Here is a 26,220-nt window from a genome sequence, read left to right on the forward strand (position 1 = left end):
CAAAAAAGGAGCCATTTGGCTCCTTTTTTTATAAAAATCATTTAAGATTTAAAGAGTTCAAGCAATTTATGTTGCGCATTATGAGGAGTCTCACCTTCATCGCATTGCGCACGTGACCAAGTTCCATCACCATTTAACAACCAAGCTTGTTGATTATCTTTCATATAATTCAATAAACCATGTTGATAAATGTGCTTTCTCAAAGTTGGATCCTCAACAGGGAAACAAACTTCAACACGATTAAATAAATTACGATCCATCCAGTCTGCGCTTGAACAATACAGTCGTGGTTGCCCTGCATTTCCAAAATAATACACACGTGTGTGCTCTAAGAATCGTCCAACGATAGAGCGCACACGGATATTCTCAGAAAGCCCTGGCAAACCTGGTCTTAAACAACAAATTGAACGTATGATTAAATCAATCTGCACACCAGCTTGTGATGCTTCATAAAGTTTATTAATCAGTTGCACTTCAGTCAGCGCATTCACTTTCACAATAATCTGAGCTGGCTTACCCGCTTTGGCGTGAGCAATCTCTTCATCAATATAACTAATTAACTGTGTATGCAACGTAAATGGCGCATGAAGTAATTTCTTCAATTTTGCCATTTTGCCCATTCCAGTCAACTCTTGGAATATACGATGCACATCTTCACAAAGCTCTTTGTCCGTTGTCATCAATCCGTAATCGGTATAGATCCGGGCATTGGTTGCATGATAATTCCCTGTACCTAAGTGCACATAACGAACCAATTTATTATTTTCACGGCGCACAACGAGAATCATTTTTGCATGTGTTTTATAGCCTACGATGCCATAAACCACCACAGCACCAGCCTCTTGCAAAACATTTGCTACCGCAATATTTGACTCTTCATCGAATCGCGCTCGAAGTTCAATGACAGCTGTGACTTCTTTACCATTACGTGCAGCTTCAGCCAACACTTGAACAATCTCAGAATCAGGCCCACTTCGATATAATGTTTGCTTAATCGCTAAAACTTGTGGATCTCGTGCTGCCTCACGTAATAAATTAATAACTGGAGCAAATGATTCGAATGGATGATGTAAAAGAATGTCCTGTTTCTTCATCGCAGAAAAAACATTTTCAGACTTCTTTAATACTTTAGGAATGACCGGCGTATGTGAGTCATATCTCAAATGCGGACGTTTAAAATTAGACACTAAACGTGCCAAGTTCACAGGTCCATCAACTTTATATAATTGTTCTTCATGCAAGTCGAATTCGTTGAGAAGGTAATCATAAATATGTTTTGGGCAATTTTCTGTCACTTCTAAACGGACAGCACGTCCAAATCGACGAGAGTTTAACTCCCCTTTTAATGCTTTTGCCAAATCTTCGACATCTTCATTAAGGGCTAAATCCGCATTTCGCGTCACACGGAATTGATAGCAACCTGTCGCAGTCATTCCTGGGAATAAATCAGAGACATGCTCATGAATAATCGCTGACAGCATCACGTGGTGTTCTTTACCATCGGTTAACTCGTCAGGTAAACGAACCACACGTGGTAAAGAACGGGGCGCAGGGACAACGGCTAAATCAATCTGTCGTCCAAAAGCATCTTTGCCTTCTAGCGTGACGATAAAGTTGAGTGATTTGTTGACTAAACGCGGGAATGGATGTGCTGGATCTAAACTAATTGGAGTAAGTACTGGCGCAACTTGTTCCTGAAAATATTTTTTAATCCATTGGGATTGAGCAGGTGTCAACTCTCCACGACGTAAGAAGCAGATATCTTCTTCACGTAATTTTGGAAAAATTTCATCATTCAAAATACGATATTGACGCTCTATTGCAGCATGCGCAGTCTGTGAAATTTTCTCAAGAACTTGCTTTGGTGTTAACCCATCTGGACTACGGCTTTCATTACCGAGCTCCAATTGCTCCATGACACCCGCAACACGAATTTCAAAGAATTCGTCCATATTTCTTGAAAAAATCAATAAGAAATTCATTCGCTCAAGTAATGGATGCAATGGATCAACCGCTTGTTCTAAAACACGAAGATGAAAATCTAAAATTGAAAGTTCACGATTGATATATCGTTCATTATAAGTATATTCAGTTGGAGTATTTGTCATCGCGGTATTCATACCACAAAACCTGCATGCTAAAGATCTGTCTTAAGTATGCTTCAAATTTATGACAATTTCATAAAAAATGCACATGATCACTGTGCATTTTTGATCTCACGAAAGTTTTTTAGACAATTACATCTCACGGAATTCTTGAAGCATTCATGTAACGCAAAATAATTCGCTGTTTATTTTTGAGTTTACGATCTTGACGGTGGTGTTGATAATAACGCGGATTCGGCAAGATCGCTGCCAAAAATGCGGCTTGCTCACGTGTTAGACTGCTTGCCGATTTTCCAAAATAATGACGTGCTGCAGCTTCCACACCAAAAATATGATCTCCAAATTCAATGGAGTTCATGTATACCTCAAGAATGCGTTGTTTTGACCACATACGCTCCATCATGACAGTAGCGACAGCCTCTTGTCCTTTACGTAAAAAAGAACGCTTATTAAATAAAAATAGATTTTTGGATAATTGTTGGGAAATGGTAGATCCACCCGCAACCACTTGTTCTTTTTCTTTATTTCTTTCCAAAGCATGTTTTATGCCGTCAAAATCAAAGCCATGATGTTGCATAAATTTAGCATCTTCAGCTGCAATAATCGCACGTTTCAGATGATCACTGATATTCTCATAATCACGCCATTGATGCTGAATAGGCTTCGAACTGTCGGTCCAATATGTCCAACGCATGAGCATCGTTGTATCAACAGCATTGGTTCTCCACCATGCAAGACTTGAAAAAATCCATAGTTGAATTACAAGGATGATACTGACAATGACCAATAAAGTTCGAACAATAAATGCTTTCATGTCAGTGTGTTGCTCCTTTTGTTAGCGTAGTGCATGCTAGACCTTAATCCATATCATTATCACAGAATACAATGACATGACTGAAATGCAACCACCCCATTTTCAAAACCAATCACGTCTACCCTTAAGTCAGATTACGTTTTTACTCATTACACTGAATGTTGGACTTTTTATCTGGCAAATCTTTAGCGGGGTGGATGTATCAAACCCAGCAGCAATAGATGCTTTACGCTGGGGTGCTGATTATGCACCGCTGACTTATCTAGAGGAACCCCTCCGAATCTTCAGCAGTACATTTTTTCATTTTGGTCTTATTCATTTAATGCTCAATATGTGGGCATTGTATCTCTTTGGCAATGTCGCTGAGAAAACGCTTGGGCATGTTTATTTTCTAGGCTTGTATCTATTAGCAGGCATTATGGGAAGCTTGGTCAGTGGGCTGATTGACATAAGGAATAGTTACGAGCTATTGGAGCATATCAATCATGATTTATTTCCACGTGTATCCGCAGGTGCATCAGGTGCCGTTATGGGTTTAGGTGGTGCTTTAACGCTCTTATCTCTTTTTCCCCCTTTACCACAACAACAATTTCTCTTTGATCGTAAATCGCTACTGATCATCTTGGCATTAAATATTGCTATGGGATTCATGATCCCTGGAATAAATAATGCAGCGCATATTGGTGGAATGTTGATGGGTGCAGTCATGGCTTTATGTTGGTACATTGGTCAACGATTTAGACTAGGCTTCATCACTACCATCGTGGTACTTCCTCTAGGCATCTTCTTATGTTGGCTCATGTATCAATATAACTTAGGCTTAGTGAGCGGAATACAACCCATTTGGGCTGAAATGTTGCAGCAAATGAAAATGCAATTGGCATACTAATTCCAATTGCATTTTTTAGACCTCATAAATTTTATGATTGATTAAGTTCACGCAAGCTTTTTAATGGAGGAATCTCAGTTAAGTAGCTTAAACGATAACGACCAATCAGCGCACATAAAATCATCATGCTCATGGGTAGAATCACCCAGATTTCCCAATGCGGTTGTATAGCGAGATCCATTTTATAACTGGCGATCGCACTGATGACCTCAGCAAAAAAACACGATACTAAGCCAGCCATAAAGCCGATAAATCCAATTTCTAAACTCAGCATATTTTTCAAATTGGATTTTGAGCTGCCAAATGATCTTAAAATCGCGACTTCTCGCTTTCGCTCATCCATCAATAAATTAATGCAAGCAATCAACACCAAAAAACCTGAAACACTGACGAGAAGCGCAAGAATGGTAATAATTTGAACTAGAACAGATACTAAATTCTTAATTTCATCTAAAATTAAGGAAACATCGATAAATACAGTATTTGAGAACTGCTGAATTAGATTGACCAACTTGGATTTTTCATCTTGAGGTACAAAAAAACTTCCTAAATAACTTCCAGCATTTTCATCCATCGTATTCGGTGCAAAAATGAAGAAAAAGTTTGGACTGAAGCTTTCCCACTCGACTGTTCTTAAATTTACAACATTGGCTTGAAGTTCGCCTTCTGGCAAGCTAAAGCTGAGTTGATCACCCACTTTTATTCCTAACTCTTCAGCAAGATTTGCCTCAACAGAAACATCTCCCACCTGCTGCAATTGCGGCTGTCCACTGACAATGACATTATCTTCTGGATAGCCTTGAGCTTGAGTCAAATTCAACTCTCTTCTGAGTGAGTTATTTTGCGCTCTTAATGATTTCGAAAATGGCTGACCATTATGTTTAATTAGGCGTCCGCGGATATTCGGATACAAGGGTGTACTTGGCCAACCTTCTTTTTCGATCTGAGCTTTAAATTGCTCAACTTCAAATGGAGGAAGACCATAAATAAATTGATTTGGCGTACCTTCAGGTAACTGTTGCTGCCAACGATCTAATAGATCCGTCCTTAATACTACAAGAACTGTAATCAGGCTCAGACCTAATGCAAGTGCAGTAATTTGAAATGCTGTTTGATTAGGTACACGTACATAGGCTGACCATCTATTTTTCAAAGATTTGATCATCTTTAATAGCAACCAAACTATGCTGAACATACTTGCACACAATGCGAGGATCGTACCGATAACGAGCAATGAGAGCTGTATATTTTGAGTGAGCAAAATACAAAATAAAATAAGACTTACAGCTCCCGCTCCCAATAAGGTCAAGAGAGAACGCGTAGATTTAACATCCTCACGGATAACACGAATTGGAGGCGTATTTAAGAGCTGCATCAAACTTGGGACAATAAATCCAAACATCACAATGACACTGGTGAATATTGCAATCGGCAAAGGACCCAAAACCAAATCAAACAAGCTAAATTGGATGTCTAAATGCGGAATTAGTTGCAACATAAACTGCAATAAAATATAGCCTAGACCAATCCCCAATCCAGTACCGATGAACATCGAAATTGCGACGACAATCATAAGCAATGCAATATAGTTCTTAAGAATTTGGAACTTTGCAGCCCCCATACATCTCATCAAAGCAACATGATCTTGATTTTGTTGAACGTACCGTTGACTGGTCAACGCAATTGCAATACCGCACAGTAAAATTGTAAGAATGTTTGCAAGCTGTAAAAAAGTATCTAGATTTTCAATTGGACGCATCAAGCGGGTATTCGCCTCGTCCGCAGTTCTCAAGCGAATTGAGCTTTGGGTTTCCATTGCTTGCTGATCATCTGCATTTGGTTCAATCATTTTTTTAGGATAGAGCTGATCAAAATAAGCCGTAAACTCATTAAGTCTATTCGGCTCACCAGACATAAGCAGACGATATTCGATACGACTTCCAGGCTGAATCGCATTGGTTGCCGCAACATCAGATTGTGAAATGATCACTGTAGGTGAAAAGGCTGAAAATCCGAGTTCTTGGTTAGAATCCTTTTCAATGACTCCTGTGACTGTAAAACTCGCATCTGCGATTTGAACCCTCTCCCCTATTTTGACATTTAATAAATCTAAAGCACGTTGACTCAGCCATACCTCTTCTGACCGAATAGCAGTTTGATCAGGTTGAATAATGAGTTCACCACGTAGCGGAAAATTGGACTCAATCGCTTTGACATTCACCATGACAAATTGTTCATCAGTATGTGCCATTGAACCAAAAACCGTCACTTGGGACTGTTGTAGATTGAGTTGGTTCGCCTTCTGTTTAAATTTTTCATTGAGCGGATATTGATCACTCAACACTAGATCTGCAGCTTGAAGCTTAGCAGCCTGCAATGAAACAGCTTGTTGAATCTGATCATTACTGAACTTTAAAGCGGTTGTCGCACTAATCGCGAGACTCAATGCAAAAATGAGCAAATAAATCCCTGTGCTAGCAAAACTTTGCTTCAACAAAGGTTTGAATAGCGCACTCATACACGCTCTCCAGAAGCTGAAGCGCCTTGCACTTTTTCTAATTGACCATCGATCAATTCATAATGCGTCTCACATTTTTGTGCTAGCTTTTGATCATGGGTGACTAAAACCAATGTAGTGCCCAGCTCCCGATTCAAATCAAATAAAAGCTGTTCAATCTCCTGGGCTGTCGTCCCATCTAAATTTCCCGTTGGTTCATCCGCAAATACAATTTTGGGCTCAGCAATTAAAGCGCGTGCAATTGCTACGCGTTGTTGTTCTCCCCCAGACAGTACTTTAGGTGTTTGAGTACTTTGACGATCTAAACCTACTTTGTTCAACCAATAAAGGGCTTGTTGTTCTGCTTTGGCATAATCAAAATTCTTTTGAATTCTCAGCGGCAACATAACATTTTCAAGCGCAGATAAAGAAGGTAAAAGCTGAAAGGATTGAAATACAAAACCAATATTTTCAAGTCTAATTTGAGCGCGTTGCTCTTCGCTTAATTGCTCAACTGCTATACCATTAATCGACAATGTTCCTGAACTTGGCTGATCTAATGTCGCCAGAATTCCCAACAGTGTAGATTTTCCAGAACCCGATCTGCCTGTGATTGCGACTTGCTCGCCAGGATAAATTTGTAGATTTAGATTCTCAAAAATCGTCAACTTTTTTTGTTGGATCTGTATTGTTTGTGTCAATTGCTGTGCAGAAATTAACGCTTGTGGCATGATTGAAGAAGTTGAGTCATTACGAACCATAGAAAGCCTTTATGCAAATCAGTCAAAGTTTAAATATTGTTACGTTGAGAAAAACTGCCTTTTTATTTATCTGCAGTTGTCTGTTTCTTTTACCGATCAATAGCTTTGCAAAAACTATCCTTATTCTTGGTGATAGTTTAAGTGCTGGTTACGGCGTGCCCACCGAGAAAGGTTGGGTCAATCTTTTGCAAAAACGTCTTGATCAACAGTATCCGAAACAACATCGAGTGGTCAATGCAAGTGTCAGTGGTGAAACAACCAGTGGTGCATTAGCACGTTTGCCCAAACTGCTTCAAACACACAAACCGGATATTGTCGTAATTGAATTGGGAGGTAATGACGGTTTACGAGGTCAACCTCCAAAAATGATTCAACAAAACCTCACTCGATTAGTTCAATTGAGCCAAAAATCTAATGCCAAAGTCCTCATGTTTGGTATGAAGATTCCTCCAAACTACGGCTCAGCGTATAGCAAAGCCTTTGAAAATAATTATAAGGTTGTGAGCCAGCAATTTAATGTGAAGTTGCTCCCTTTTTTTCTAGAAGGTGTTGCTGGAAATAATAAACTCATGCAAAAAGATCTGATTCATCCCAATGAACAAGCGCAATCCAAACTCTTAAATAATGCATATCCTTATATTAAAGGCGCTCTATAAAGTTATCGACATAGAAATCCATAAATCCCAATCAATAAAAAAGCCAGCTTAAGCTGGCTTTTTTAAAATGCTGATATTAGAAGTCAAAGAATGTCACTTCACCTGTTTCAAGTGAGTATTCTGCACCTACAACTTTTAATTTACCTTGTGCAATCAAGTTTTCCAACACCGCAGAACCATGGCGCAACTGGTTAACTGAAGCAAAAACATTTGAGCGAACCGCGTGTACTGAAAGCTTTTTCAAATCATCTTTTAACTCAGTTTGCATTAAAATTTCGACTGATGGACGTACGCGATTGACAATAGACATCAAATTAACAGATGGCGGTTGTTGAGGATTACGTAATGCTTCAATCGTTGAGTCGATTGCGCCGCAATGTGTATGACCCAATACAATCACTAAAGGACAATTAAAACTTTCGGCTGCAAACTCCACACTTCCAACTTGAGATGGAGCTACGATATTGCCTGCTACACGAATAACAAATAAATCACCTAAGCCCTGATCAAAAACCATTTCAGCTGGAACACGTGAATCAGAACATCCTAATACAATCGCAAATGGCTCTTGAGTTTCAGCCATCTGAGCGCGCTCATGATGCGTCAATAATCGTTGATGCTTGGTTTGACCTTCAACAAAACGTTGATTACCAATTTTTAAACGTTCTAAAGCTTCTTGTGCAGTTAGCATCTTGTATCCATGGTTTATCAAGGTTTGAGGTAATTTTAATACTGTGCTTTTTGATTGTCACTGACAAAATTTAAACTCTGTTACAATTTTTGTTAATTGCTAAAAATATCTTCAATTTCTTAAAATCTGATGATTATGATCATTCCTTATTGAAACACTTTAGCAGCTGATTCAGCGCTTAAATTTATGTTTATGAAGTAAAACTTATTTAAATAGAGAACCAATTATCACAAAAATAGGATTTATTTTTTTACTTTTAACTACTACTTTATAAAAGTCACTTGATTATAATGTCGCCCTGTTTTAAGGGATTTCACCTGCATGTTTGTTCATTTTCCTTTACCCATATTAAAGCATCAACATTTATTTTGCATTTTACTCGCGTTAATGCTCAGCCTCGGTATCTCATCTACCCAAGCAAATACTGTTGAATTTATCGACTATCAAAAAGTTTTAAATGAAGAACGTGCTTGGGCAGGACTATCCAATAAAACGATTCGCGTCGGAGATGTTGTGTGGTCTTATAGCGAAGGTGGTCCTGCTGATCGACCTGCCTTGTTGCTCATTCATGGTATAGGCATGAATCGAGACAGTTGGAATCATGTCGCTCGGAATCTCACACAGCAATATCGTGTCATTATTGTTGACTTGCCTGGAAGTGGACAAACGCTAACACCAAAAGGATTTGACTTATCACTTCCTCATCTGACTGAACAGTTACGTCGTTTTGCAGAAGCATTACGCATTGAAAACCAGCTTAATCTCGCGGGTCACTCTGTCGGTGGATCAATCGGACTGATGTATGCTGCTAAATATCCTCAAGAAATGAAAAGTTTATTTCTGATCAGTGCCGGTGGATTATTCAGAAGCAACAAAACATTCTTCCTCAATAACCCAATTTATTTAAAGCAGCTTTTAATCTCACAACCTGGTGACTTGAATTATGTTTCTAGGAGAGTCATGCATAAAGCTCCCTTCGTACCCAGTTTAATCAAGAAACAACAAGAGCAAGCACTTATTCAACGCGCGGCGGATACATCTGAGTTGATTCATCAGCTTGTTAAACTCAATCAACAGTACACCGTTGAATCATTTGCTCAATTGTTAAAAAATATTGAGGTTGAAACATTGAATTTGTGGGGAAAACAAGATCAGATAGTAAATGTTGAAGTTGCACATGAATTAGGGACCGCCTTAAAAAAAGCACATCCCCCTATTCTATTAGATCAAATTGGTCATACACCTATCGTAGAAAGACCTGATCTTGTGGCGCAACATTACTTAAGTTTTTTAAATAAGATGAATACCGTTAAAACGTCATCATCAAATTAAGGATATTGAGAATTTTCATGGAAAAAAATCCTAAAATCGAACAGTTGATTGAGGCACATTTGGCATTTCTTGATCATGAATTCTCTCAAGATGACACCATTGAAAATGAATTTTTATATTTTTATCAATGGTTTAGAAAACAACCTTTAAAGCAAATTTGGTCTTTCGAGGCGATTAATGCACTGCTTCAAAAACAAATTCTAAATACACCTGCAACTGATTCTCTCATTCAACAGATTGCGGAGCATATTCGATTTGCGTTGGTTCACCCGCTTAATGAAACGACTCAAATCGAAGATATTATCTCGGTTCACACCATTGATCGAATTGCACTTTATATTTCATCTAAAAGTGCTCACCGCCAAGCTCTAATTAAACGTATTGTGAACAATCCCGCATTTTCGAGTATGCTCACCGAGTTAATCCATCATTCTATTCAGGATTATATTGATAATTCAGTGATGAATAAAAAAGTACCCGGTGTCGGCCGCTTTATGAAAATGGGGAAATCAGTTCTTGAAAGTGTCACTGATTCCAATCTTGATGATACGGTCAAACATTATCTTCAAAAAAATATTATCAAGATCAGTCAAATTAGCGAACAAGTGATTAACCAACACTTTGATGATAATAAGCTATACCACTTTCAAGCCAATCTTTGGCACAAAATAAAGCAAGTCCCACTCTCTGCTGTTAAAAACTATGTTGAAATCAATGATCTACCAAATACTGTGGCAATGGGACATGATATTTGGGACAACCTCCGTCAAACTGAATATCTAAAGCAACAAGTACACGATGGTATTTACACGTGGTATTGCCATAATCAAGACCGCTCTTTTGATCAGATCATACAAGATATCAATATCAACGAAAGCCTTGTTCAAAATGAATTAACTGCTCTACTCTGCCCCGTAATTAAGCATATGATTTCTAGTGAACACCTTAAACAACGTGCACGTGTATATCTTGAAAAATTCTACTATTCTGAATCTGCACTAAGTATTCTCACATCTTAATTATAAAACCGCTCCTTAGAGCGGTTTATTAGAAATATGTCGTCGGTATTTGAATCTGAATTTGATGCTCACTCAGCCATGAATTGAGGCGTTCTATTTTACGTACGTCCTTTGATTCTCTATGCTCGCTTATAGGATAGATATAATGGCAATTCATCAATAAAAATATACTCTCAACAAGTAGTTTTAAATTTTGCTGAAAACAAGGAAGGTGATGTAACTGTTGAACAGTTTTAGAACCTGTTCTTAAACTTTCAATGATGGCACTGATCACCTCCTTCGGAGCTTGAATTGGGCCAATCGATGTTTTTAAATTAATATTATCCAATCGCTGATTGTTAAGAATAAGATCTAATCTAATCTTATGTAAAATTCCTAAATGGTCTTCAAAACGGTAATTCACTGATTTTTTTTGAAACAAATCCATACGTTGCTTTGAATCCCGAGCAATATCTTTTAGATACTCTTTTGTATTCGAAATATTCACATCTGATATCAACTGTTGCAAGTCGATTGGAATGCTAAGCGAATCTAAGTTTTCAGTTGGAACTGCACTACCAATATATGATAGATCAGCTTCGATCTTTAAAATCTCATGTACATCTACACTATAAAGGGGTTGCCAATAATCAGTTAAAAGTTCGTGAGCGAGATAATTGGTATCATTTTTTAATGTATTCACAATTCCTTGTATTTTGTCATATCCAATAAAAGCGCCTCTCCGATTTAATTCACTCACTAGTGCTGTAGACAATTCAATACTTTGAGCAGATTGCTGAGAAGTATTTTTATCAACCAAGTTAAAGATTTTTTGAATAGGCTGTAAAGTAGCGGATCCAGGAAAGCACATATAGTGTAAATAGAATAGCCCTTGGTCCTTTAAAGATTTATCTAGAATCTGCCTAATAAAATATTGATTGTGTTCAGAAACCCAAGAATACACTCCATGACAGACAATGAAATCAAACACTTCATTATTATTTTTGTTAAATTTTTCAAAGTCTATATTTAAGAATCTTATATTGCTTAACTGTAAGGATTGAGCAAGCTCTGTAGCTCGTTGTATGTGTTTGTCATTAAAATCCACTCCGACAAACTCAGCGTGCGGATTTGCAATTGCTGCCACAATTAAGTTAAGACCACAACCACAACCTAACTCTAAATATCGAAAATTTTGAGATATATCTGGCGCTATATAACCTTGAAATTGGCTGATTGTACTCAGCCAAATTGGCTGCATCTCTGGATAAAAAAACATAGGATAGATGGTGTCAACCACATAGCCATCGACGCGCTTCATTATTTTCCTTCTAAACTCGACTATTCAAAGCTTGGAGTGAGATTCTCTCTCACTCCAAGCACAAGACATTAAAACTTATAATTCAAGGCAAAGCTGTAACGTCGACCATCAAGCACCCAATCATTTCCATCTTTCAGTACATTTTTGTTTGCAACATTATATACACCAGTAGATAGCTGGAATTGGTCACTATACTTATATACAGCTCCAACATCTACAAATGTATAAGCTGGTGTTTTATCTCCATCGGTATCACCCACTGTTTTGCCACGATAATTCAATTGAGTCCATAAATACAATTGATCATTAAAGTCCCAATCCAAGCCTGCATTAAACATATGTTTAGGCAAATTATTCAATGGTTTACCTTCATACTGTCCAGATTTTTGCTCACTATCTGTGAATGTATAAGAGTGTCTATATTTTAAGTAATCTGTGATGTTGTAATCTGTGGTCAGTTCAAGCCCTCTAATTTCGGCCTTATCAATGTTATAGTTGAGTGTATAACCATTTGCGTTATATGGCAGATTAGGGTTGGACTGATAAAAAGCACTACTATCAACGAAATCATTAATTTCAGATTGAGTGTAAGGCGGCTCACCGTCATTTTTTGGGGGAAGTCGACTACCATCTAAACGACCAGATCGAGTAATTTTATCGTTAAAGTCAGTTTGATAGACCATAAGACTTGCAGATAAACCCAATTCAGGATGAGTGAATGCAAAACCTGTTTCATACGTTAAACTGGTTTCTGGCTTTAAATTTGGGTTTGGCATAATTGCCCCGCCCATTGAGTTCAGCATGTAATCTGGAGAAGAATTACGTAAGCTCGGCGCTTTATAACCTGAGATTACCCCTCCTTTTAAAGTCACGTTGTCTGTAGCTTTATAAACTGCATATGCCTTTGGACTGAAATTATCACCAAAAAACTCATTTTCATCGAAACGACCGCTTAAGGTTAGTGCTAACTTATCACTGACATTCCAAGTATCTTCTGCAAAAATAGACCATTGATATCGATCCATTTTAGTGACTTTACCAGCCATCGCTGCATTTTGGTTACTTGTACCATCTTCAAGATTTTCTTTTAAATATCGCCCGCCAATGGTCAGGCTATGATCTTCGAAAAAGTACGTTCCTTGTGTATTGGCTGTGATAGTCTCAAATAAAATCCCCCCTGGATTTTGAACTTTACCCACAGTACGTCCTGTAATTGCATTATTTTTATCTTTATCATATTGCAAGTAAGAAGTAAGTTTTAGATTGTCGTAATCACCATCATGAGTAAGACTAAAATTATTTTTTTCTAATTCGGAGTAAGTCCCTGTATTCGGTACGACATCTGAACGATAGATTAGCTCACCATCATCATTACGATTATTCGTATTATATGCTGGATAATAATTTCCATTAGATAGAACGAAATCTTTACCATCAATATCAACTTTAGGACCCGTTACTGAAACATACTGGGTATAACTTTTACCTGGATTGTGTGTACGCTCTTGTTGAGTTCTTACATATTCAGCAGTGAGTGTGTTTTTTTCATCTGGTGTAAAAACAAACTTTGTACCTAGATTTGTTTTTTGAAAATCTGGTTCACTCTCACCTGTTTCGGCTGTATTTTTTTGTAATGAGCTTTCTTCAATTGTTTGAAGACCAGCCGTAACTTGGACTGAAAGAAGCTTATCAATTAATGGCGCATTTACATACAAGCTGGTATTGGTTGCGTCGTTGTTAACGTCATTCGATTTACCAGCTTTGATATATTCTGTTCGAATACTTGCAGTCAAACGATCTTGATGCTTTTTAGTAATGATATTAATTACACCACCCATTGCATCAGAACCATATAGAGAGGATGACGGGCCTCGAATCACTTCAATACGTTCAATCGATTCTATTGGCGGTAAGAAGTTTACTGATGCTCCTTGAACCCCCCCATTTGTTGTTAAAAGACTACCATCATTCATTGGACGTCCATCTACTAAAAATAGGGTATAAGCTGATCCCATACCCCGAATGGAGATCGTCTGGTTCGTTCCACCGCCTTGTACAAATACACCTGGAACATTTTTCAATGCATCAGTTACATCACTATAAGATTTTTTTTCTAATTCTTCGGCAGTAATCACTGAAATCGTAGCAGCAGCATCCGCTATATTTTGCTCATAACCACTCGCTGAAGTTACAACAATTGTTTTTAACTTAGTTGTATCTTGTTTTGCATTAGTATCTTGACCAATTTGCTCTTGTGCAAAACTTGAAACCGACATGGTGGTTAAGACAGCAAACGCTAACTTAGATTTTAAAAATGTCTTTTGCATTGTGTAATTACCAAAGAATGTGTGGAGAGATCTTGTTCGAATTGTGTCGCATTGTAACAAATGATAATCACTTTGCAATAGATTATGATAACTATTCTCATTTATAGTTTTGTTTTTACATTTCAATTTTATTGATATTACTCATTTTATTCAGTTTTCAATAAAAAAAAGCCCCCTTTTAATGGGAGCTTTTCAAATCTGCTTTTGTAAATTTAAAGGCGACTTATTTCATATAAGCGCCTTCAGATTGACTGTGGTCTGTTTGATCCACGACACGTTGTAACTCTGGAATATGCTGTTTTAGCGTAACTTCAACACCTTGTTTAAGTGTCACATCAATCGCTGAACACCCTTGACAGCCACCACCAAATTTCAAGACCGCTGTTAAACCATGCTCAGCATCTTCAACCACTTCAACCAATGCACAGTTTCCACCATGCCCTGCTAAACCAGGGTTAATTTCTGACTGTAATACATAGGTTATACGTTCTTCAATGGATGCATCTGGACCTACACGTGGCACTTTCGAGTTAGGTGCACGGAAAGTCAACTGACCACCAAAGCGATCTTTGTTGTAATCAATCACTGCATCCAATAAGTATGGGATTGATGGTGTATCAATATATGCAGCAAATTTTGGATATTCTTGTTTATAGTCGGTTGGAACGACTTCATCTGGTGCACTATATGCCATGCAGCATTCAGCACGTGGTGTACCCGGATGTTCTACGAAAACACGTACCGCGATACCAGGAGTATTTTGCTTCTCTAAAAGTTCAAACAAATACTCTTGCGCAGTTGGTGTAATTAATAAATTTGGAATTTCTTCAGCAACTGCAGTGCTGGTGTTCTCAGTCGACATAACAATTTTTCCTCAAGCTGAAGACTCTATTTTAACTGAAGATCGGGGGTAATATTTAAAATTCAACTAAATTTGTCAGAATTATTATATTAATAACAATTAAATTTAAAAAAATGGCATGATGAACAGAATTAAAGCAATTTATTCAATCTTATCCATATGCTTGATTTACCTTTTAATCATACTGTCACCATCGTTTTAATTACGGTTGCCGTTTCACTGGTTGCATTTTCCAATCAAAATATTATGAATCGTTTGATTTTTTGGCCTCCAGCCATGCAGAAAGGTCAATACGATCGATTTATCACGCATGGTTTTATACATGCAGATGGAACACATCTACTGTTCAATATGATCACACTCTTTTTCTTTGGAAGTGTAATTGAGAGTTTTTATCGACAATACTTATATGAACTCGGATTTGTTCTGTTCTATTTAGGCGGTTTAATCGCGGCAATTATTCCAAGCTATTTAAAACATAAAAATGATCACCGCTGGGCAAGTCTAGGGGCTTCTGGAGCAGTGTCAGCAGTCTTGTTTGCTTATATTTTATTTCAGCCATGGAAACTGATATTTGTCTTCTTTATTCCAGTTCCAGCCATTATTTTTGCCGTGCTTTATGTTGCTTATAGTATTTGGTCAGGTAAACGTGGAAACAGTAACATCAACCACAGCGCACATTTATGGGGTGCAGCCTACGGTGTCGTGGTTACGATATTGATTGAACCTCAAATTATTCCACATTTCTTCAGCAAGTTGCTTCAACTACCTTTTTAATTCTTAATCCTTGCGGAGGATTAAAACACTCCGCATAAATACCCTTCAATTCAAAGTAGATACTAGTAAGAAGATAAAAACACAAATTCAACAATGATAATGATTATCATTTATATATTCATGGTAAGCTTTTATCAAACCTCGAGGTATTGATATGACTTACATTAAACTTCCATTGGCACTCATTCTTTCATTCAGTGCCGTTGTTTCATATGCTCAACCTGTTCAATTCACTTATCAAGATCAAACTATTCAGCTGCAAAATACACCACAGAAGCTGGCTGTGTACGAATTATCCGCGTTGGATACACTGAATGCTTTAGGTATTCAGGCGTCGATCGTACCTGAAACTACTTTTGCTGGTGCTTTGAAAAAATTTAATGACAAACAATATTTAAAAGCTGGATCTTTATTTGAACCCAACCAAACCTTATTAAGAGAACAAAAGCCAGATCTCATCATTGTCGGCGGGCGTTCTGCCGCGAAATTAGATGAGGTCAAAAAAATTGCACCTGCAATCAACCTCTGGCCTGATACTCAAAACTTCAATCAAGACCTGAAAAATCGCACACTTTTTTTAGCAAAAATGTTTAATAAGGAACAACTCGCACAATCTAAATTAGATCATGTCTATGCCCTTCAAGCACAACTTAAACAACTCACTAAAGGCAAATCCGGCCTGATGCTTTTTGCCATGGGTGATAATTTTATACCGCATGCAAAGAATGAAAGATTTGGATTTACCTATGATATTTCTGGCTTAAAGTCAGTGGTGCCGTCTGCAGCACCTCAAGCCTCAAGTGCTCGACCTGCTCCAAACTCACCAGAAGCTCTTGCTGCCGCGCAACGCAATTTAGAGCGTCTAGCACAAGCAATAAAACAAAATCCTGATTTCATCATTGTGTTAGACCGTGGTGCTGTAAACACGCAAAACTATGCTGCGAAACAACATATTCAATCACATCCATTACTCAAGAATAGTCAGGCAGTCAAAGAGAATCGTGTCATCTTTGTTGATGCCGATGCCTGGTATTTAACGGGCGCTGGCTTAGATAACACTGCATTTATGTTAGAAGAATTGATCAATGGCATAAAAAATACTAAATAATTGATTTTATTTATAAAGGAAGTCTTCGGCTTCCTTTTTTTAGAAATATCTCGTAATAATTCAATCAATATCTGGTAATTAATGCCACCTAGATCATTAATTTTGTCAGGATAATGTAGGCATCCGCGAATTTATTCATTTTTTTTTGAGATTTTTTGCATGTCTAATCAACCTGATGGTTTACAATTTTCCTCTAACACGTCCTCTAAACCCAGCAGTTCAAAATCAGGCCAACGCATCGTCAGTGCGGCATTACAACAGATTCAGCCAGAATACGCTGATGCAGTTATCAATGAAAAGAATTGGCGCAAATCCTATCCGATTCATTTTAAACGGTTGGTAGAATGTGGGCTCTCATCACCTGAAGCTGCGCTGCGCATCGCTCAAGATGGACTTCAACAAGCTTATGAAGAGTTTAGTTTTCAACGTGATCAACATACACACACATTGAATGAAGTGATGAATCTTAAATCAAAAGATTTAAATACCTACACACTTCAAGGAAACTCTACTGCTGAGCCACAATGGTTTGTACCTTATCAGGGTAAAAATTTAGAAGGTCAAGCCCTACTCGAGCAAATTCAACTTTGGTTAGACCGAGGTATTATAGAAGCATCACATGCTCAGGCACTACAAGCGTGTGTGCAGCATCCAGAGTGGTTTGACCTTTCGGATCGAACAATGGTGCTGTTTGGTGCAGCTTCTGAAGCAGGACCTTTACCTTGGCTGGCGAAATGGAAAGCCAATATCGTGGCGCTTGATTTGAATCATGAGCGAGTATGGACAAAGATTTTGAATACTGTTCTGCAAGGCAATGCGACCTTATACGCTCCAAGTGTCGAATCAATAGATTCATCTGCATCTATACGTGAAGCTGCAGAGCGTTTAGGCGTTAACTTATTAACAGATACCCCTGAGATTGCACATTGGCTCACCCAGTTTGATCAAGACTTAGATCTTGCCGCGATTGCCTATTTAGATGGCGAAAAGCACGTTCGTGTTTCTATGGCGATGGACGCCATTATGCAACATGTCAGCCAACAAAAATCCAATACCAGTTTAATGTATATGTGTACGCCCACTGACGTCTACGCTGTACCACAGGAAGTTATTCAAGGTGGATTAGATAAGTTTAAATCACGCTCTAAACTTGAAAATATTCTGTCCAAGAGTATTTCGACTGTCTCTCGTGATTATTTTTTCAAACAAAACGAAGAACGCTTATTCCAATGTCATGATAAACAGTATGGGATCTGCGACTGTCTTGTGGTTGAACAAGGTCCAAATTATGCGTTGGCGAAAAGGATTCAACAATGGCGCGCTACGTTAGCACGGTCACAAGGTCAACGTGTCAGCATTAATATTGCTCCATCGACCACTACACATTCGGTAACCAAAAACCCATTATTAAAAGCTGCTTTCAATGGTGCCAATTTGTTTGATGTTGAAGCATTTGAACCCGCGACGACCAATGCGATTATGGCTGCGTTGTGGATTCATGATTTGAGAAACCCACAGTCGGTTGCCAATCCTGACATCGCCCTCAATCATCCATTAGACTTAATCATGCATGGTGCTAATCATGGTGGATTATGGCGTGTAGCATATCTCGCACGCACCGCCCTACCATTTGCCGCATTATATGGTTTTGCTGAAGAAAAACTCCCCTTGAAAAAACTTTTGTCTAAATTCCAAAAATAAGCGACATAAACAATTGATCATAAAAAAAGCGCTGATTGTTCAGCGCTTTTTTAGTCTTTAAGTATTTATTTCAATCAGGTGAACTGAAGGAACAACCAGAATAAACCACCTGACAAACAGATTGTTGCTGGCAGTGTGAAAATCCATGCTGATAAGATTGTGCGAACCATTTGGAAATTTAAGCCCGACTTATTCGCAACCATCGTACCTGCTACAGCAGAGTTTAAAACGTGTGTTGTTGACACTGGCATACCAAAGCCATCAGCAGTAGCAATCGTTGACATTGCAACTAACTCTGCAGACATCCCCTGACCATAAGTCATGTGTTGTTTACCAATACGCTCACCAACGGTAACAACAATACGTTTCCAGCCTACCATCGTCCCTAGACCTAATGCCAATGCAGTCGCAACTTTCACCCATGTTGGAATGTATTGCAGGAATGAATCTAAGTTATCACGGTAGTTGTCCACTGTTTTTTCTTGCGCTTCAGTCATGGCAGGTAAAGCTTCAGCTTTATCTAAACGCTTGAATGCAGTCGTGCTGAGGTACATATCATTACGGAATTCAGCCACTTGATCTTCAGGAACATCTTTAATGGATGTGTAGCTTCCTACTTTTTCACCTAAATGATCCGTTAAGCTTGCCAAAGCTGGCACAACCTCAGGTGTGATTTCTTTGGTTTGGATATATGACGTGATAATTTGACGCGCTTTTTCATCTGGAATATCTTGGTGATTTGGATAAATCAAATCTGCAGTTTGAGCAGATAACTGACCAAACGTTTGGATATGTTGTTGATCTAGACTCTTGTTTAAAGAGTATGCCAAAGGCACGATCCCGATCAGAATCAACATAATCAGACCCATACCTTTTTGACCATCATTTGAGCCGTGTGCAAAACTTACACCGGTACACGTGAAAATCAAAATGGCACGAATAAGTGGCGGCGGCGGTTTATTCCCTTCTGGTGGTTGGAATAATTCCACTTGTTTCTTAAAGATTTTTTTAACCAATAAGAACAATACAGCCGCAAATGCAAAACCGATTAATGGTGAGAATAAAAGTGCTTTACCCACTTTCATCACCTGTTCCATGTCTACACCTGACGCACCATTACCTGCGTTTAAGATGTAGTTCATGATGCCCACACCTAAAATTGAACCGATCAGTGTATGCGAGCTAGAAGCAGGGATACCGAGGAACCAAGTTCCTAAGTTCCATACGATTGCGGCAATCAACATGGCAAAGACCATGGCAAAACCAGCACCTGAACCGACGTTCATAATCAATTCAACAGGCAATAGCGCGATAATACCGTAGGCAACTGCACCACTTGCGACCATTACGCCAAGGAAGTTACAGAAGCCTGCCCACATTACAGCGACAGGTGCAGATAAAGCGTTGGTATAAATAACTGTTGCCACAGCATTGGCCGTGTCATGGAAACCGTTAACGAACTCGAAACCCAATGCGATAAACAATGCCGTGGCCAACATGATCACAGCATAAAGATTTAAAGCAGGCACATGAGATAAATCAGCAGCCAACTGAAAACCAATGTAAATCAAGGTTGAAACAATCAGTGTAAGGAACACTGGCATAAAGAATTTCGGCGTTGGCACGTGAACATTCGTCGACTGCATAGGCGTTGACGATTGTGCTGAATCTGAAACTGGAGTTTGATTAGAATTCATGCAAGCAGAGAAAGAGGATAAATATCCCCTCTATTGTTCAATTTAATTATTACAATTATATGACAAAGAGCTGTCATATAAGTCATCCAAACGACACTTATTTAAGAAAATTAAACTTTAAAAACAACCAATATTCAAAATTTAACAATAATAATCATATAGTTAATACAAAACCCTCATCTTTAATCTTTATTTCAATCGGTAATTAAATAGATGAAATAAAGATGACATCACTGTCACATTTGTTACAACGGCAGTTATTATTACATTAGATTATGACAACATGATGAAATATAGACAGTTTCAGTTTTGATAGATTGATCATCGTAGTTGATGGATGAAATTCATCCTTAATTTTTTGGGAATAGGTTCATAAATTTTTATTTATCAGAAAAGTGGACGTAACTCTGCTAAAATATTGCACCATTATTTGTGCAGATTTTTGTGAGAGTCATTTGATGTCTACCCTCGCCACCTTAAAAGCGCTTCTTGCCAAACGTATCCTGATTATTGATGGTGCAATGGGTACCATGATCCAACGCCACAAATTGGAAGAAGCTGATTACCGTGGTGAACGTTTTGAGGATTGGGCCTACGACCTTAAGGGTAATAACGACTTATTGGTTCTAACTCAACCACAGATTATTCAAGGCATTCATGAAGCTTATCTTGAAGCTGGTGCAGATATTATTGAAACCAACTCGTTCAATGGAACGCGTGTTTCAATGTCTGACTACCATATGGAAGATTTGGTTCCTGAAATTAACCGTGAAGCAGCTCGAATTGCCAAAGAAGCATGTAAAAAATACTCAACACCTGAAAAGCCACGTTTTGTCGCGGGCGTATTAGGACCAACGTCACGTACCACTTCAATTTCACCAAATGTAAATGATCCGGCATTCCGTAACATCACCTTTGATGAGTTAAAAGTTAACTATATAGAAGCTACTCAAGCATTAATTGAAGGTGGTGCAGACATCATCTTGATTGAAACGGTCTTCGATACCCTAAATGCCAAAGCTGCCATCTTTGCAGTGAAAGAAGTGTTTAAAGAAATTGGTTACGAACTGCCAATTATGATTTCGGGCACCATTACCGACGCATCTGGGCGTACACTCACAGGTCAAACCGCAGAAGCATTCTGGAACTCAATGCGCCATGCAGAGCCTTTATCGATTGGCTTTAACTGTGCACTGGGTGCAGATGCGATGCGTCCACACGTCAAAACAGTGTCTGACGTTGCGGATACTTTTGTTTCAGCGCATCCAAACGCTGGCTTACCAAATGCCTTCGGTGGTTATGATGAAACTCCTGAAGAAACTGCAGCATTTATTAAAGAATTTGCTGAAAGTGGCTTAATTAACATAACGGGTGGTTGTTGTGGTACGACGCCGGATCATATTCGTGCGATTGCGCAAGCAGTTGAAGGTATTACGCCGCGTCAAATCCCTGAAATTGAACCTGCATGTCGTTTAAGTGGTTTAGAGCCATTTAACATCACTAAAGATTCATTATTCGTCAACGTCGGTGAACGTACCAACGTGACAGGTTCTAAAAAATTCCTTCGTTTAATTAAAGAAGGTAACTTCACCGAAGCTTTAGATGTGGCACGTCAACAAGTTGAAGCCGGTGCACAGATCATCGACATCAACATGGATGAAGGTATGCTCGATTCGCAAGAAGCGATGGTGCATTTCCTGAATCTGATCGCATCTGAACCTGATATCTCTCGCGTGCCAATCATGCTCGATTCTTCGAAATGGGAAATCATCGAAGCAGGTTTAAAATGCGTCCAAGGTAAAGCGGTTGTTAACTCAATTTCCTTAAAAGAAGGTTATGACGAGTTTGTAGAACGTGCTCGCCTCTGCCGTCAATACGGTGCGGCAGTGATTGTCATGGCGTTTGATGAAAACGGTCAGGCGGATACTGCTGAACGTAAAAAAGAAATCTGTAAGCGTTCTTATGATGTCTTAGTCAACGAAGTGGGTTTCCCATCTGAAGATATTATTTTTGACCCGAACGTATTTGCGGTTGCAACTGGTATTGAAGAACACAACAACTACGGTGTGGACTTCATTGAAGCAACCGGTTGGATTAAGCAAAACCTTCCAAATGCCATGGTGTCTGGCGGTATCTCAAACGTATCGTTCTCATTCCGTGGTAATGAACCTGTTCGTGAAGCGATCCATGCGGTGTTCTTGTATCACGGTATTCAACAAGGCTTGACCATGGGTATTGTAAACGCAGGTCAGCTTGCAATTTATGATGACATTGATGCTGAGCTGAAAGAAGCCGTTGAAGATGTGGTGCTGAACCGTAACCAAGGTACTAGCGGTCAAGAAGCAACAGAAAAACTCCTTGCAGTGGCAGAAAAATACCGTGGTCAAGCGGGTGCGCAAAAAGCCGAAGAAAACCTTGAATGGCGTAATGAACCTGTAGAAAAACGTCTTGAATACGCGTTAGTTAAAGGTATTACGACTTATATTGATGAAGATACCGAAGAAGCACGTTTAAAATCAGCGCGTCCACTTGATGTTATCGAAGGTCCACTCATGGCAGGTATGAACGTGGTGGGTGACCTGTTCGGTGCCGGCAAAATGTTCTTACCACAAGTGGTGAAATCTGCACGTGTGATGAAACAAGCCGTGGCTTGGTTGAATCCGTTCATTGAAGCAGAAAAAACCCAAGGCGAAGCCAAAGGTAAAATCTTGCTTGCTACTGTTAAAGGCGACGTACACGACATCGGTAAAAACATCGTGGGTGTGGTACTTGGCTGTAACGGTTATGACATCGTTGACCTTGGCGTGATGGTACCGTGTGAGAAAATTCTACAAACAGCGATTGATGAAAAAGTTGACATCATCGGTTTGTCTGGTTTGATTACACCTTCATTAGATGAAATGGTTTTTGTTGCCAAAGAAATGCAACGTAAAGGTTTTAATATTCCATTGATGATTGGTGGTGCGACTACATCGAAAGCGCATACTGCCGTGAAAATTGCGCCGCAATATCACAATGATGGCGTGTACTACACTGCTGATGCCTCTCGTGCAGTCGGTGTTGCAACGCAACTTTTATCTGCTGATATGAAGCCGCAATTGGCAGCTGATTATGCAGCGGATTATGAAAAAATCCGTACACGTCTAGCGAATAAGCAACCGAAAGCTGCAAAACTGTCTTATGCTGAATCCGTTGAAAATGGTTTCAAAATTGACTTTGACAAGCATGCACCTGTAAAACCAAACTTCATTGGTTCTGAAACATTCACCAACTATCCTTTAGAAACTTTGGTGGAATACTTCGACTGGACACCATTCTTTATTTCTTGGAGTTTGGCGGGTAAATACCCGAAAATCCTTGAAGATGAAGTTGTGGGTGAAGCTGCACGTGATTTGTTTGAACAAGCACAAGCGATGCTCAAAGACATCATCGAAAATAAACGTTTCGATGCGCGCGCTACTTTCAGTCTTTACCCTGCCAACCGTGTTGCAGCAGACACTGTTGCGGTAACTGATGAAAATGGCAATGTGACGCATACCTTTGAGCATATTCGTCAGCAGTCTGACAAAGTCACAGGTAAAGCGAATTTCTCACTGGCTGACTTTGTAGCGCCGAAAGACGTGGCGCAAGATTATTTGGGTGGTTTCACTGTATCGATCTTTGGTGCGGAAGAACTTTCGCAAGAATACAAAGCAAAAGGCGATGACTATAACGCGATTATGGTTCAAGCCTTGGGTGACCGTTTTGCAGAAGCATTTGCAGAACACTTACACCAACGTATTCGTAAAGAGTTCTGGGGCTACCAACCGGATGAACAGCTTTCAAATGAAGAGTTGATCAAAGAGAAGTATGTGGGTATTCGTCCTGCACCGGGCTACCCTGCTTGTCCTGAACATTCTGAAAAAGCGCCGTTGTTTGATTGGTTAGGTACGACTGATAAGATCGGAACTTACTTAACCAGTAGCTTTGCAATGTGGCCGCCTTCATCAGTCAGTGGTTTCTACTACGCGAACCCTGAAACGGAATATTTTAACGTGGGTAAAATCTCTGGCGATCAGTTGGAAGATTATGCGAAGCGTAAAGGTTGGACGTTGGATGAGGCGAAACGTTGGTTAGCGCCGAATTTGGATGATTCTGTGGTTTAAGGATCTCGATAGTATAGAAAGAAGAATCCCCTCGAAATGAGGGGATTTTCTTTTATAATATTATCAACTTATAACTTTAAAGTACAAAAATATGGAAAACATAAAGCTTCATAAAATACTTGATGAGTATCTACATAAGATTATAGCCTTAAATGAAATTATTCCTTTTCAAATGAAATCAGCATTTGAAAGTTTTACTAATGCAAATGAAAGTCTGAATAAAACTGTAGAAGAATATGGTAAACCTATTACACATGAAGACGGAACTACTGGTTTTGAAATTAGTTTCAAACATGCTCGTTTAATAAACCGTATAAGTAAAAAGAGAAAACAAGCTCACTTAGCATTAGAAATATTACCACTATCATTTTTGGTAACCTTTGTTTCCGAATATGATTCATTCTTAGGACAATTAAATACCTATATTCTAAAAAATAAACCTGAATTACTTAAAGCGGAACAAAAAACAATAACATTTGAAGAATTGAGCACCTTAAATAGTATTGAAGAAGCTCGTGAAAAAATTATAAATCAGGAAGTTGAAAATTTATTAAGGGAAAGTCACTCAAAACAATTTGATTGGATGGAAAGTAAATATAATTTAACTCTAAAAACAGGGTTGGAATCGTGGCCATTTTTTATAGAACTTACTGAACGAAGAAACCTTTTTGTACATTGCAATGGATTAGTTTCTGAGCAATATTTGAAAAAATGTAGAGCAGCTAAATATCAACTAGATTCTGAAATTAAAGTAGGAAAAAAGCTTCATGCAAATAAAGAATATATAGAGCTTGTTTACAAAACACTTTTTGAAATTCCTGTGAAATTGACTCAAGTGCTATGGAGAAAACAATTTCCGAAAGATATGGAAAAAGCAGATGATAGTTTAAGTGATATTACATATGAATTATTAATTGATGAGAAATATGAATTAGCATCAATTTTATTAGATTTTGCATGCAATGTATTAAAAAAATGGAGCTCCGAGGGACAACGACTAGTTTTTGTTATAAATCGAGCTATTTCATATAAGTTTAGTGGCAAAGACTTTAATAAAATTCTTGATGCAGAAGATTGGTCTGCATGCAAAATATCATATCAGCTATGTGCAGCAGTGCTTAAAGAAGATTTTCAACTAGCAAAAAAATATATGGTCAAAGCTGGTAAATCTGAAGAAATAAGCGAGGTTTCTTTCCTAGAATGGCCATGTTTCAGAAATTTTCGTGAAACTGAACATTTCAATGAAGCCTTTATTGAAATCTTTAGTAAACAACCATCTTATATAGAAAGTATTAATGCAGAAACAGAAACAGAAACAGAAACAGAAACAGAAACAGAAACAGAAACAGAAACAGAAACAGAAACAGAAACAGAAACAGAAACAGAAACAGAAAATTGTACCTTAGTTCCACCAATTGAAAAGCATGCTTAAATCCCTCCTAACCTACCTTCTTTAAAAAGGGAGGAACGACAAGAATCCATAACAACTATCAAATTCGCGTGAAGTCCCCCTTTGCAAAAGAGGGACTTAGGAGGATT

Annotated in this window: 18 protein-coding genes; 9 read left to right on the plus strand and 9 right to left on the minus strand. The window is 38.5% G+C overall.

The window, feature by feature from the left end:
* Positions 1 to 41: 41 nt before the first annotated feature.
* Together ppk1 and mtgA are read right to left on the minus strand one after the other, a co-directional pair.
* Positions 42 to 2,120, minus strand: coding sequence for a polyphosphate kinase 1 (ppk1, locus tag AC1M87_RS12775; RefSeq protein ID WP_035266707.1), 2,079 nt, complete (start codon positions 2,118 to 2,120; stop codon positions 42 to 44).
* Positions 2,121 to 2,244: 124 nt separating this feature from the next.
* Positions 2,245 to 2,919 carry a monofunctional biosynthetic peptidoglycan transglycosylase gene (mtgA, locus tag AC1M87_RS12780; protein ID WP_035266660.1) on the minus strand — a complete coding sequence of 225 codons (675 nt, stop codon included), beginning with the start codon at positions 2,917 to 2,919 and terminating at the stop codon, positions 2,245 to 2,247.
* A gap of 76 nt (positions 2,920 to 2,995) precedes the next feature.
* On the opposite strand from mtgA, the gene AC1M87_RS12785 reads away from it, so the two are divergent.
* Positions 2,996 to 3,808, plus strand: coding sequence for a rhomboid family intramembrane serine protease (locus AC1M87_RS12785; protein ID WP_180027980.1), 813 nt, complete (start codon positions 2,996 to 2,998; stop codon positions 3,806 to 3,808).
* A 31-nt stretch (positions 3,809 to 3,839) separates the two neighbouring features.
* On the opposite strand, the gene AC1M87_RS12790 is transcribed toward AC1M87_RS12785, so the two are convergent.
* Complete coding sequence (locus AC1M87_RS12790) at positions 3,840 to 6,326, minus strand: ABC transporter permease (RefSeq protein WP_481593909.1); 2,487 nt, start codon at positions 6,324 to 6,326, stop codon at positions 3,840 to 3,842.
* On the minus strand, positions 6,323 to 7,036 hold the full coding sequence (locus tag AC1M87_RS12795) for an ABC transporter ATP-binding protein (RefSeq protein ID WP_373683294.1): 714 nt from the start codon (positions 7,034 to 7,036) through the stop codon (positions 6,323 to 6,325). Before AC1M87_RS12795 ends, AC1M87_RS12790 begins: the two co-directional genes overlap by 4 nt.
* Before the next feature lie 41 nt (positions 7,037 to 7,077).
* On the opposite strand from AC1M87_RS12795, the gene AC1M87_RS12800 reads away from it, so the two are divergent.
* Positions 7,078 to 7,722 carry an arylesterase gene (locus AC1M87_RS12800; RefSeq protein ID WP_481593910.1) on the plus strand — a complete coding sequence of 215 codons (645 nt, stop codon included), beginning with the start codon at positions 7,078 to 7,080 and terminating at the stop codon, positions 7,720 to 7,722.
* 76 nt (positions 7,723 to 7,798) lie between these two features.
* On the opposite strand, the gene AC1M87_RS12805 is transcribed toward AC1M87_RS12800, so the two are convergent.
* Positions 7,799 to 8,413 carry a carbonic anhydrase gene (locus AC1M87_RS12805; protein WP_035266649.1) on the minus strand — a complete coding sequence of 205 codons (615 nt, stop codon included), beginning with the start codon at positions 8,411 to 8,413 and terminating at the stop codon, positions 7,799 to 7,801.
* Between the two features lie 321 nt (positions 8,414 to 8,734).
* On the opposite strand from AC1M87_RS12805, the gene AC1M87_RS12810 reads away from it, so the two are divergent.
* Both AC1M87_RS12810 and AC1M87_RS12815 read left to right on the plus strand, forming a co-directional pair.
* Positions 8,735 to 9,745, plus strand: a complete 1,011-nt coding sequence (locus AC1M87_RS12810; RefSeq protein ID WP_481593911.1) for an alpha/beta fold hydrolase — start codon at positions 8,735 to 8,737, stop codon at positions 9,743 to 9,745.
* 17 nt (positions 9,746 to 9,762) lie between these two features.
* The gene (locus tag AC1M87_RS12815; RefSeq protein ID WP_481593912.1) at positions 9,763 to 10,764 is read left to right on the plus strand and encodes a hypothetical protein; all 1,002 of its coding nucleotides are present in this window, start codon (positions 9,763 to 9,765) and stop codon (positions 10,762 to 10,764) included.
* Positions 10,765 to 10,792: 28 nt separating this feature from the next.
* Here the strand turns inward: AC1M87_RS12815 and AC1M87_RS12820 are convergent, their stop codons facing one another.
* From AC1M87_RS12820 to nfuA, 3 genes are all read right to left on the minus strand, one after another.
* On the minus strand, positions 10,793 to 12,064 hold the full coding sequence (locus tag AC1M87_RS12820) for a class I SAM-dependent methyltransferase (RefSeq protein ID WP_481593913.1): 1,272 nt from the start codon (positions 12,062 to 12,064) through the stop codon (positions 10,793 to 10,795).
* Positions 12,065 to 12,132: 68 nt separating this feature from the next.
* A complete protein-coding gene (locus tag AC1M87_RS12825; RefSeq protein WP_481593914.1) occupies positions 12,133 to 14,391 on the minus strand; it encodes a TonB-dependent receptor domain-containing protein in 2,259 nt (752 codons plus the stop codon).
* Between the two features lie 223 nt (positions 14,392 to 14,614).
* Positions 14,615 to 15,253 (minus strand): Fe-S biogenesis protein NfuA, encoded by a 639-nt coding sequence (nfuA, locus tag AC1M87_RS12830; protein ID WP_035269609.1) that lies wholly within the window; start codon positions 15,251 to 15,253, stop codon positions 14,615 to 14,617.
* A 159-nt stretch (positions 15,254 to 15,412) separates the two neighbouring features.
* Here nfuA and AC1M87_RS12835 point away from each other — a divergent pair, with 159 nt between their 5' ends.
* The 3 genes from AC1M87_RS12835 to AC1M87_RS12845 all read left to right on the plus strand — a co-directional run bounded on the left by AC1M87_RS12835 (position 15,413) and on the right by AC1M87_RS12845 (position 18,839).
* Positions 15,413 to 16,030, plus strand: a complete 618-nt coding sequence (locus AC1M87_RS12835) for a rhomboid family intramembrane serine protease (RefSeq protein ID WP_481593915.1) — start codon at positions 15,413 to 15,415, stop codon at positions 16,028 to 16,030.
* Between the two features lie 154 nt (positions 16,031 to 16,184).
* Positions 16,185 to 17,138: an ABC transporter substrate-binding protein gene (locus tag AC1M87_RS12840; RefSeq protein WP_481593916.1), complete on the plus strand. Its 954-nt coding sequence runs from the start codon at positions 16,185 to 16,187 to the stop codon at positions 17,136 to 17,138.
* 159 nt (positions 17,139 to 17,297) lie between these two features.
* Positions 17,298 to 18,839 carry a hypothetical protein gene (locus tag AC1M87_RS12845; RefSeq protein ID WP_481593917.1) on the plus strand — a complete coding sequence of 514 codons (1,542 nt, stop codon included), beginning with the start codon at positions 17,298 to 17,300 and terminating at the stop codon, positions 18,837 to 18,839.
* Positions 18,840 to 18,913: 74 nt separating this feature from the next.
* Here AC1M87_RS12845 and AC1M87_RS12850 read toward each other — a convergent pair whose 3' ends face one another.
* Positions 18,914 to 20,536, minus strand: coding sequence for an inorganic phosphate transporter (locus AC1M87_RS12850; protein WP_481593918.1), 1,623 nt, complete (start codon positions 20,534 to 20,536; stop codon positions 18,914 to 18,916).
* Between the two features lie 458 nt (positions 20,537 to 20,994).
* Between AC1M87_RS12850 and metH the strand changes: the two genes are divergently transcribed.
* Both metH and AC1M87_RS12860 read left to right on the plus strand, forming a co-directional pair.
* Complete coding sequence (metH, locus tag AC1M87_RS12855; protein ID WP_481593919.1) at positions 20,995 to 24,681, plus strand: methionine synthase; 3,687 nt, start codon at positions 20,995 to 20,997, stop codon at positions 24,679 to 24,681.
* 91 nt (positions 24,682 to 24,772) lie between these two features.
* Positions 24,773 to 26,113 carry a hypothetical protein gene (locus AC1M87_RS12860; protein ID WP_481593920.1) on the plus strand — a complete coding sequence of 447 codons (1,341 nt, stop codon included), beginning with the start codon at positions 24,773 to 24,775 and terminating at the stop codon, positions 26,111 to 26,113.
* Positions 26,114 to 26,220 lie beyond the last annotated feature (107 nt).

Source organism: Acinetobacter sp. 24-47-62 (assembly GCF_056779765.1).

Bases quoted from the DNA above. Each gene is read 5' to 3' on its own strand.
- AC1M87_RS12810 (WP_481593911.1), top strand. From the start codon at position 8,735: ATGTTTGTTCATTTTCCTTTACCCATATTAAAGCATCAACATTTATTT.
- AC1M87_RS12860 (WP_481593920.1), top strand. From the start codon at position 24,773: ATGGAAAACATAAAGCTTCATAAAATACTTGATGAGTATCTACATAAG.
- AC1M87_RS12815 (WP_481593912.1), top strand. From the start codon at position 9,763: ATGGAAAAAAATCCTAAAATCGAACAGTTGATTGAGGCACATTTGGCA.
- nfuA (WP_035269609.1), bottom strand. From the start codon at position 15,253: ATGTCGACTGAGAACACCAGCACTGCAGTTGCTGAAGAAATTCCAAAT.
- metH (WP_481593919.1), top strand. From the start codon at position 20,995: ATGTCTACCCTCGCCACCTTAAAAGCGCTTCTTGCCAAACGTATCCTG.
- AC1M87_RS12850 (WP_481593918.1), bottom strand. From the start codon at position 20,536: ATGAATTCTAATCAAACTCCAGTTTCAGATTCAGCACAATCGTCAACG.
- AC1M87_RS12785 (WP_180027980.1), top strand. From the start codon at position 2,996: ATGACTGAAATGCAACCACCCCATTTTCAAAACCAATCACGTCTACCC.
- AC1M87_RS12825 (WP_481593914.1), bottom strand. From the start codon at position 14,391: ATGCAAAAGACATTTTTAAAATCTAAGTTAGCGTTTGCTGTCTTAACC.
- mtgA (WP_035266660.1), bottom strand. From the start codon at position 2,919: ATGAAAGCATTTATTGTTCGAACTTTATTGGTCATTGTCAGTATCATC.
- ppk1 (WP_035266707.1), bottom strand. From the start codon at position 2,120: ATGAATACCGCGATGACAAATACTCCAACTGAATATACTTATAATGAA.
- AC1M87_RS12840 (WP_481593916.1), top strand. From the start codon at position 16,185: ATGACTTACATTAAACTTCCATTGGCACTCATTCTTTCATTCAGTGCC.
- AC1M87_RS12805 (WP_035266649.1), bottom strand. From the start codon at position 8,413: ATGCTAACTGCACAAGAAGCTTTAGAACGTTTAAAAATTGGTAATCAA.
- AC1M87_RS12795 (WP_373683294.1), bottom strand. From the start codon at position 7,036: ATGCCACAAGCGTTAATTTCTGCACAGCAATTGACACAAACAATACAG.
- AC1M87_RS12835 (WP_481593915.1), top strand. From the start codon at position 15,413: ATGCTTGATTTACCTTTTAATCATACTGTCACCATCGTTTTAATTACG.
- AC1M87_RS12800 (WP_481593910.1), top strand. From the start codon at position 7,078: ATGCAAATCAGTCAAAGTTTAAATATTGTTACGTTGAGAAAAACTGCC.
- AC1M87_RS12820 (WP_481593913.1), bottom strand. From the start codon at position 12,064: ATGAAGCGCGTCGATGGCTATGTGGTTGACACCATCTATCCTATGTTT.
- AC1M87_RS12790 (WP_481593909.1), bottom strand. From the start codon at position 6,326: ATGAGTGCGCTATTCAAACCTTTGTTGAAGCAAAGTTTTGCTAGCACA.
- AC1M87_RS12845 (WP_481593917.1), top strand. From the start codon at position 17,298: ATGTCTAATCAACCTGATGGTTTACAATTTTCCTCTAACACGTCCTCT.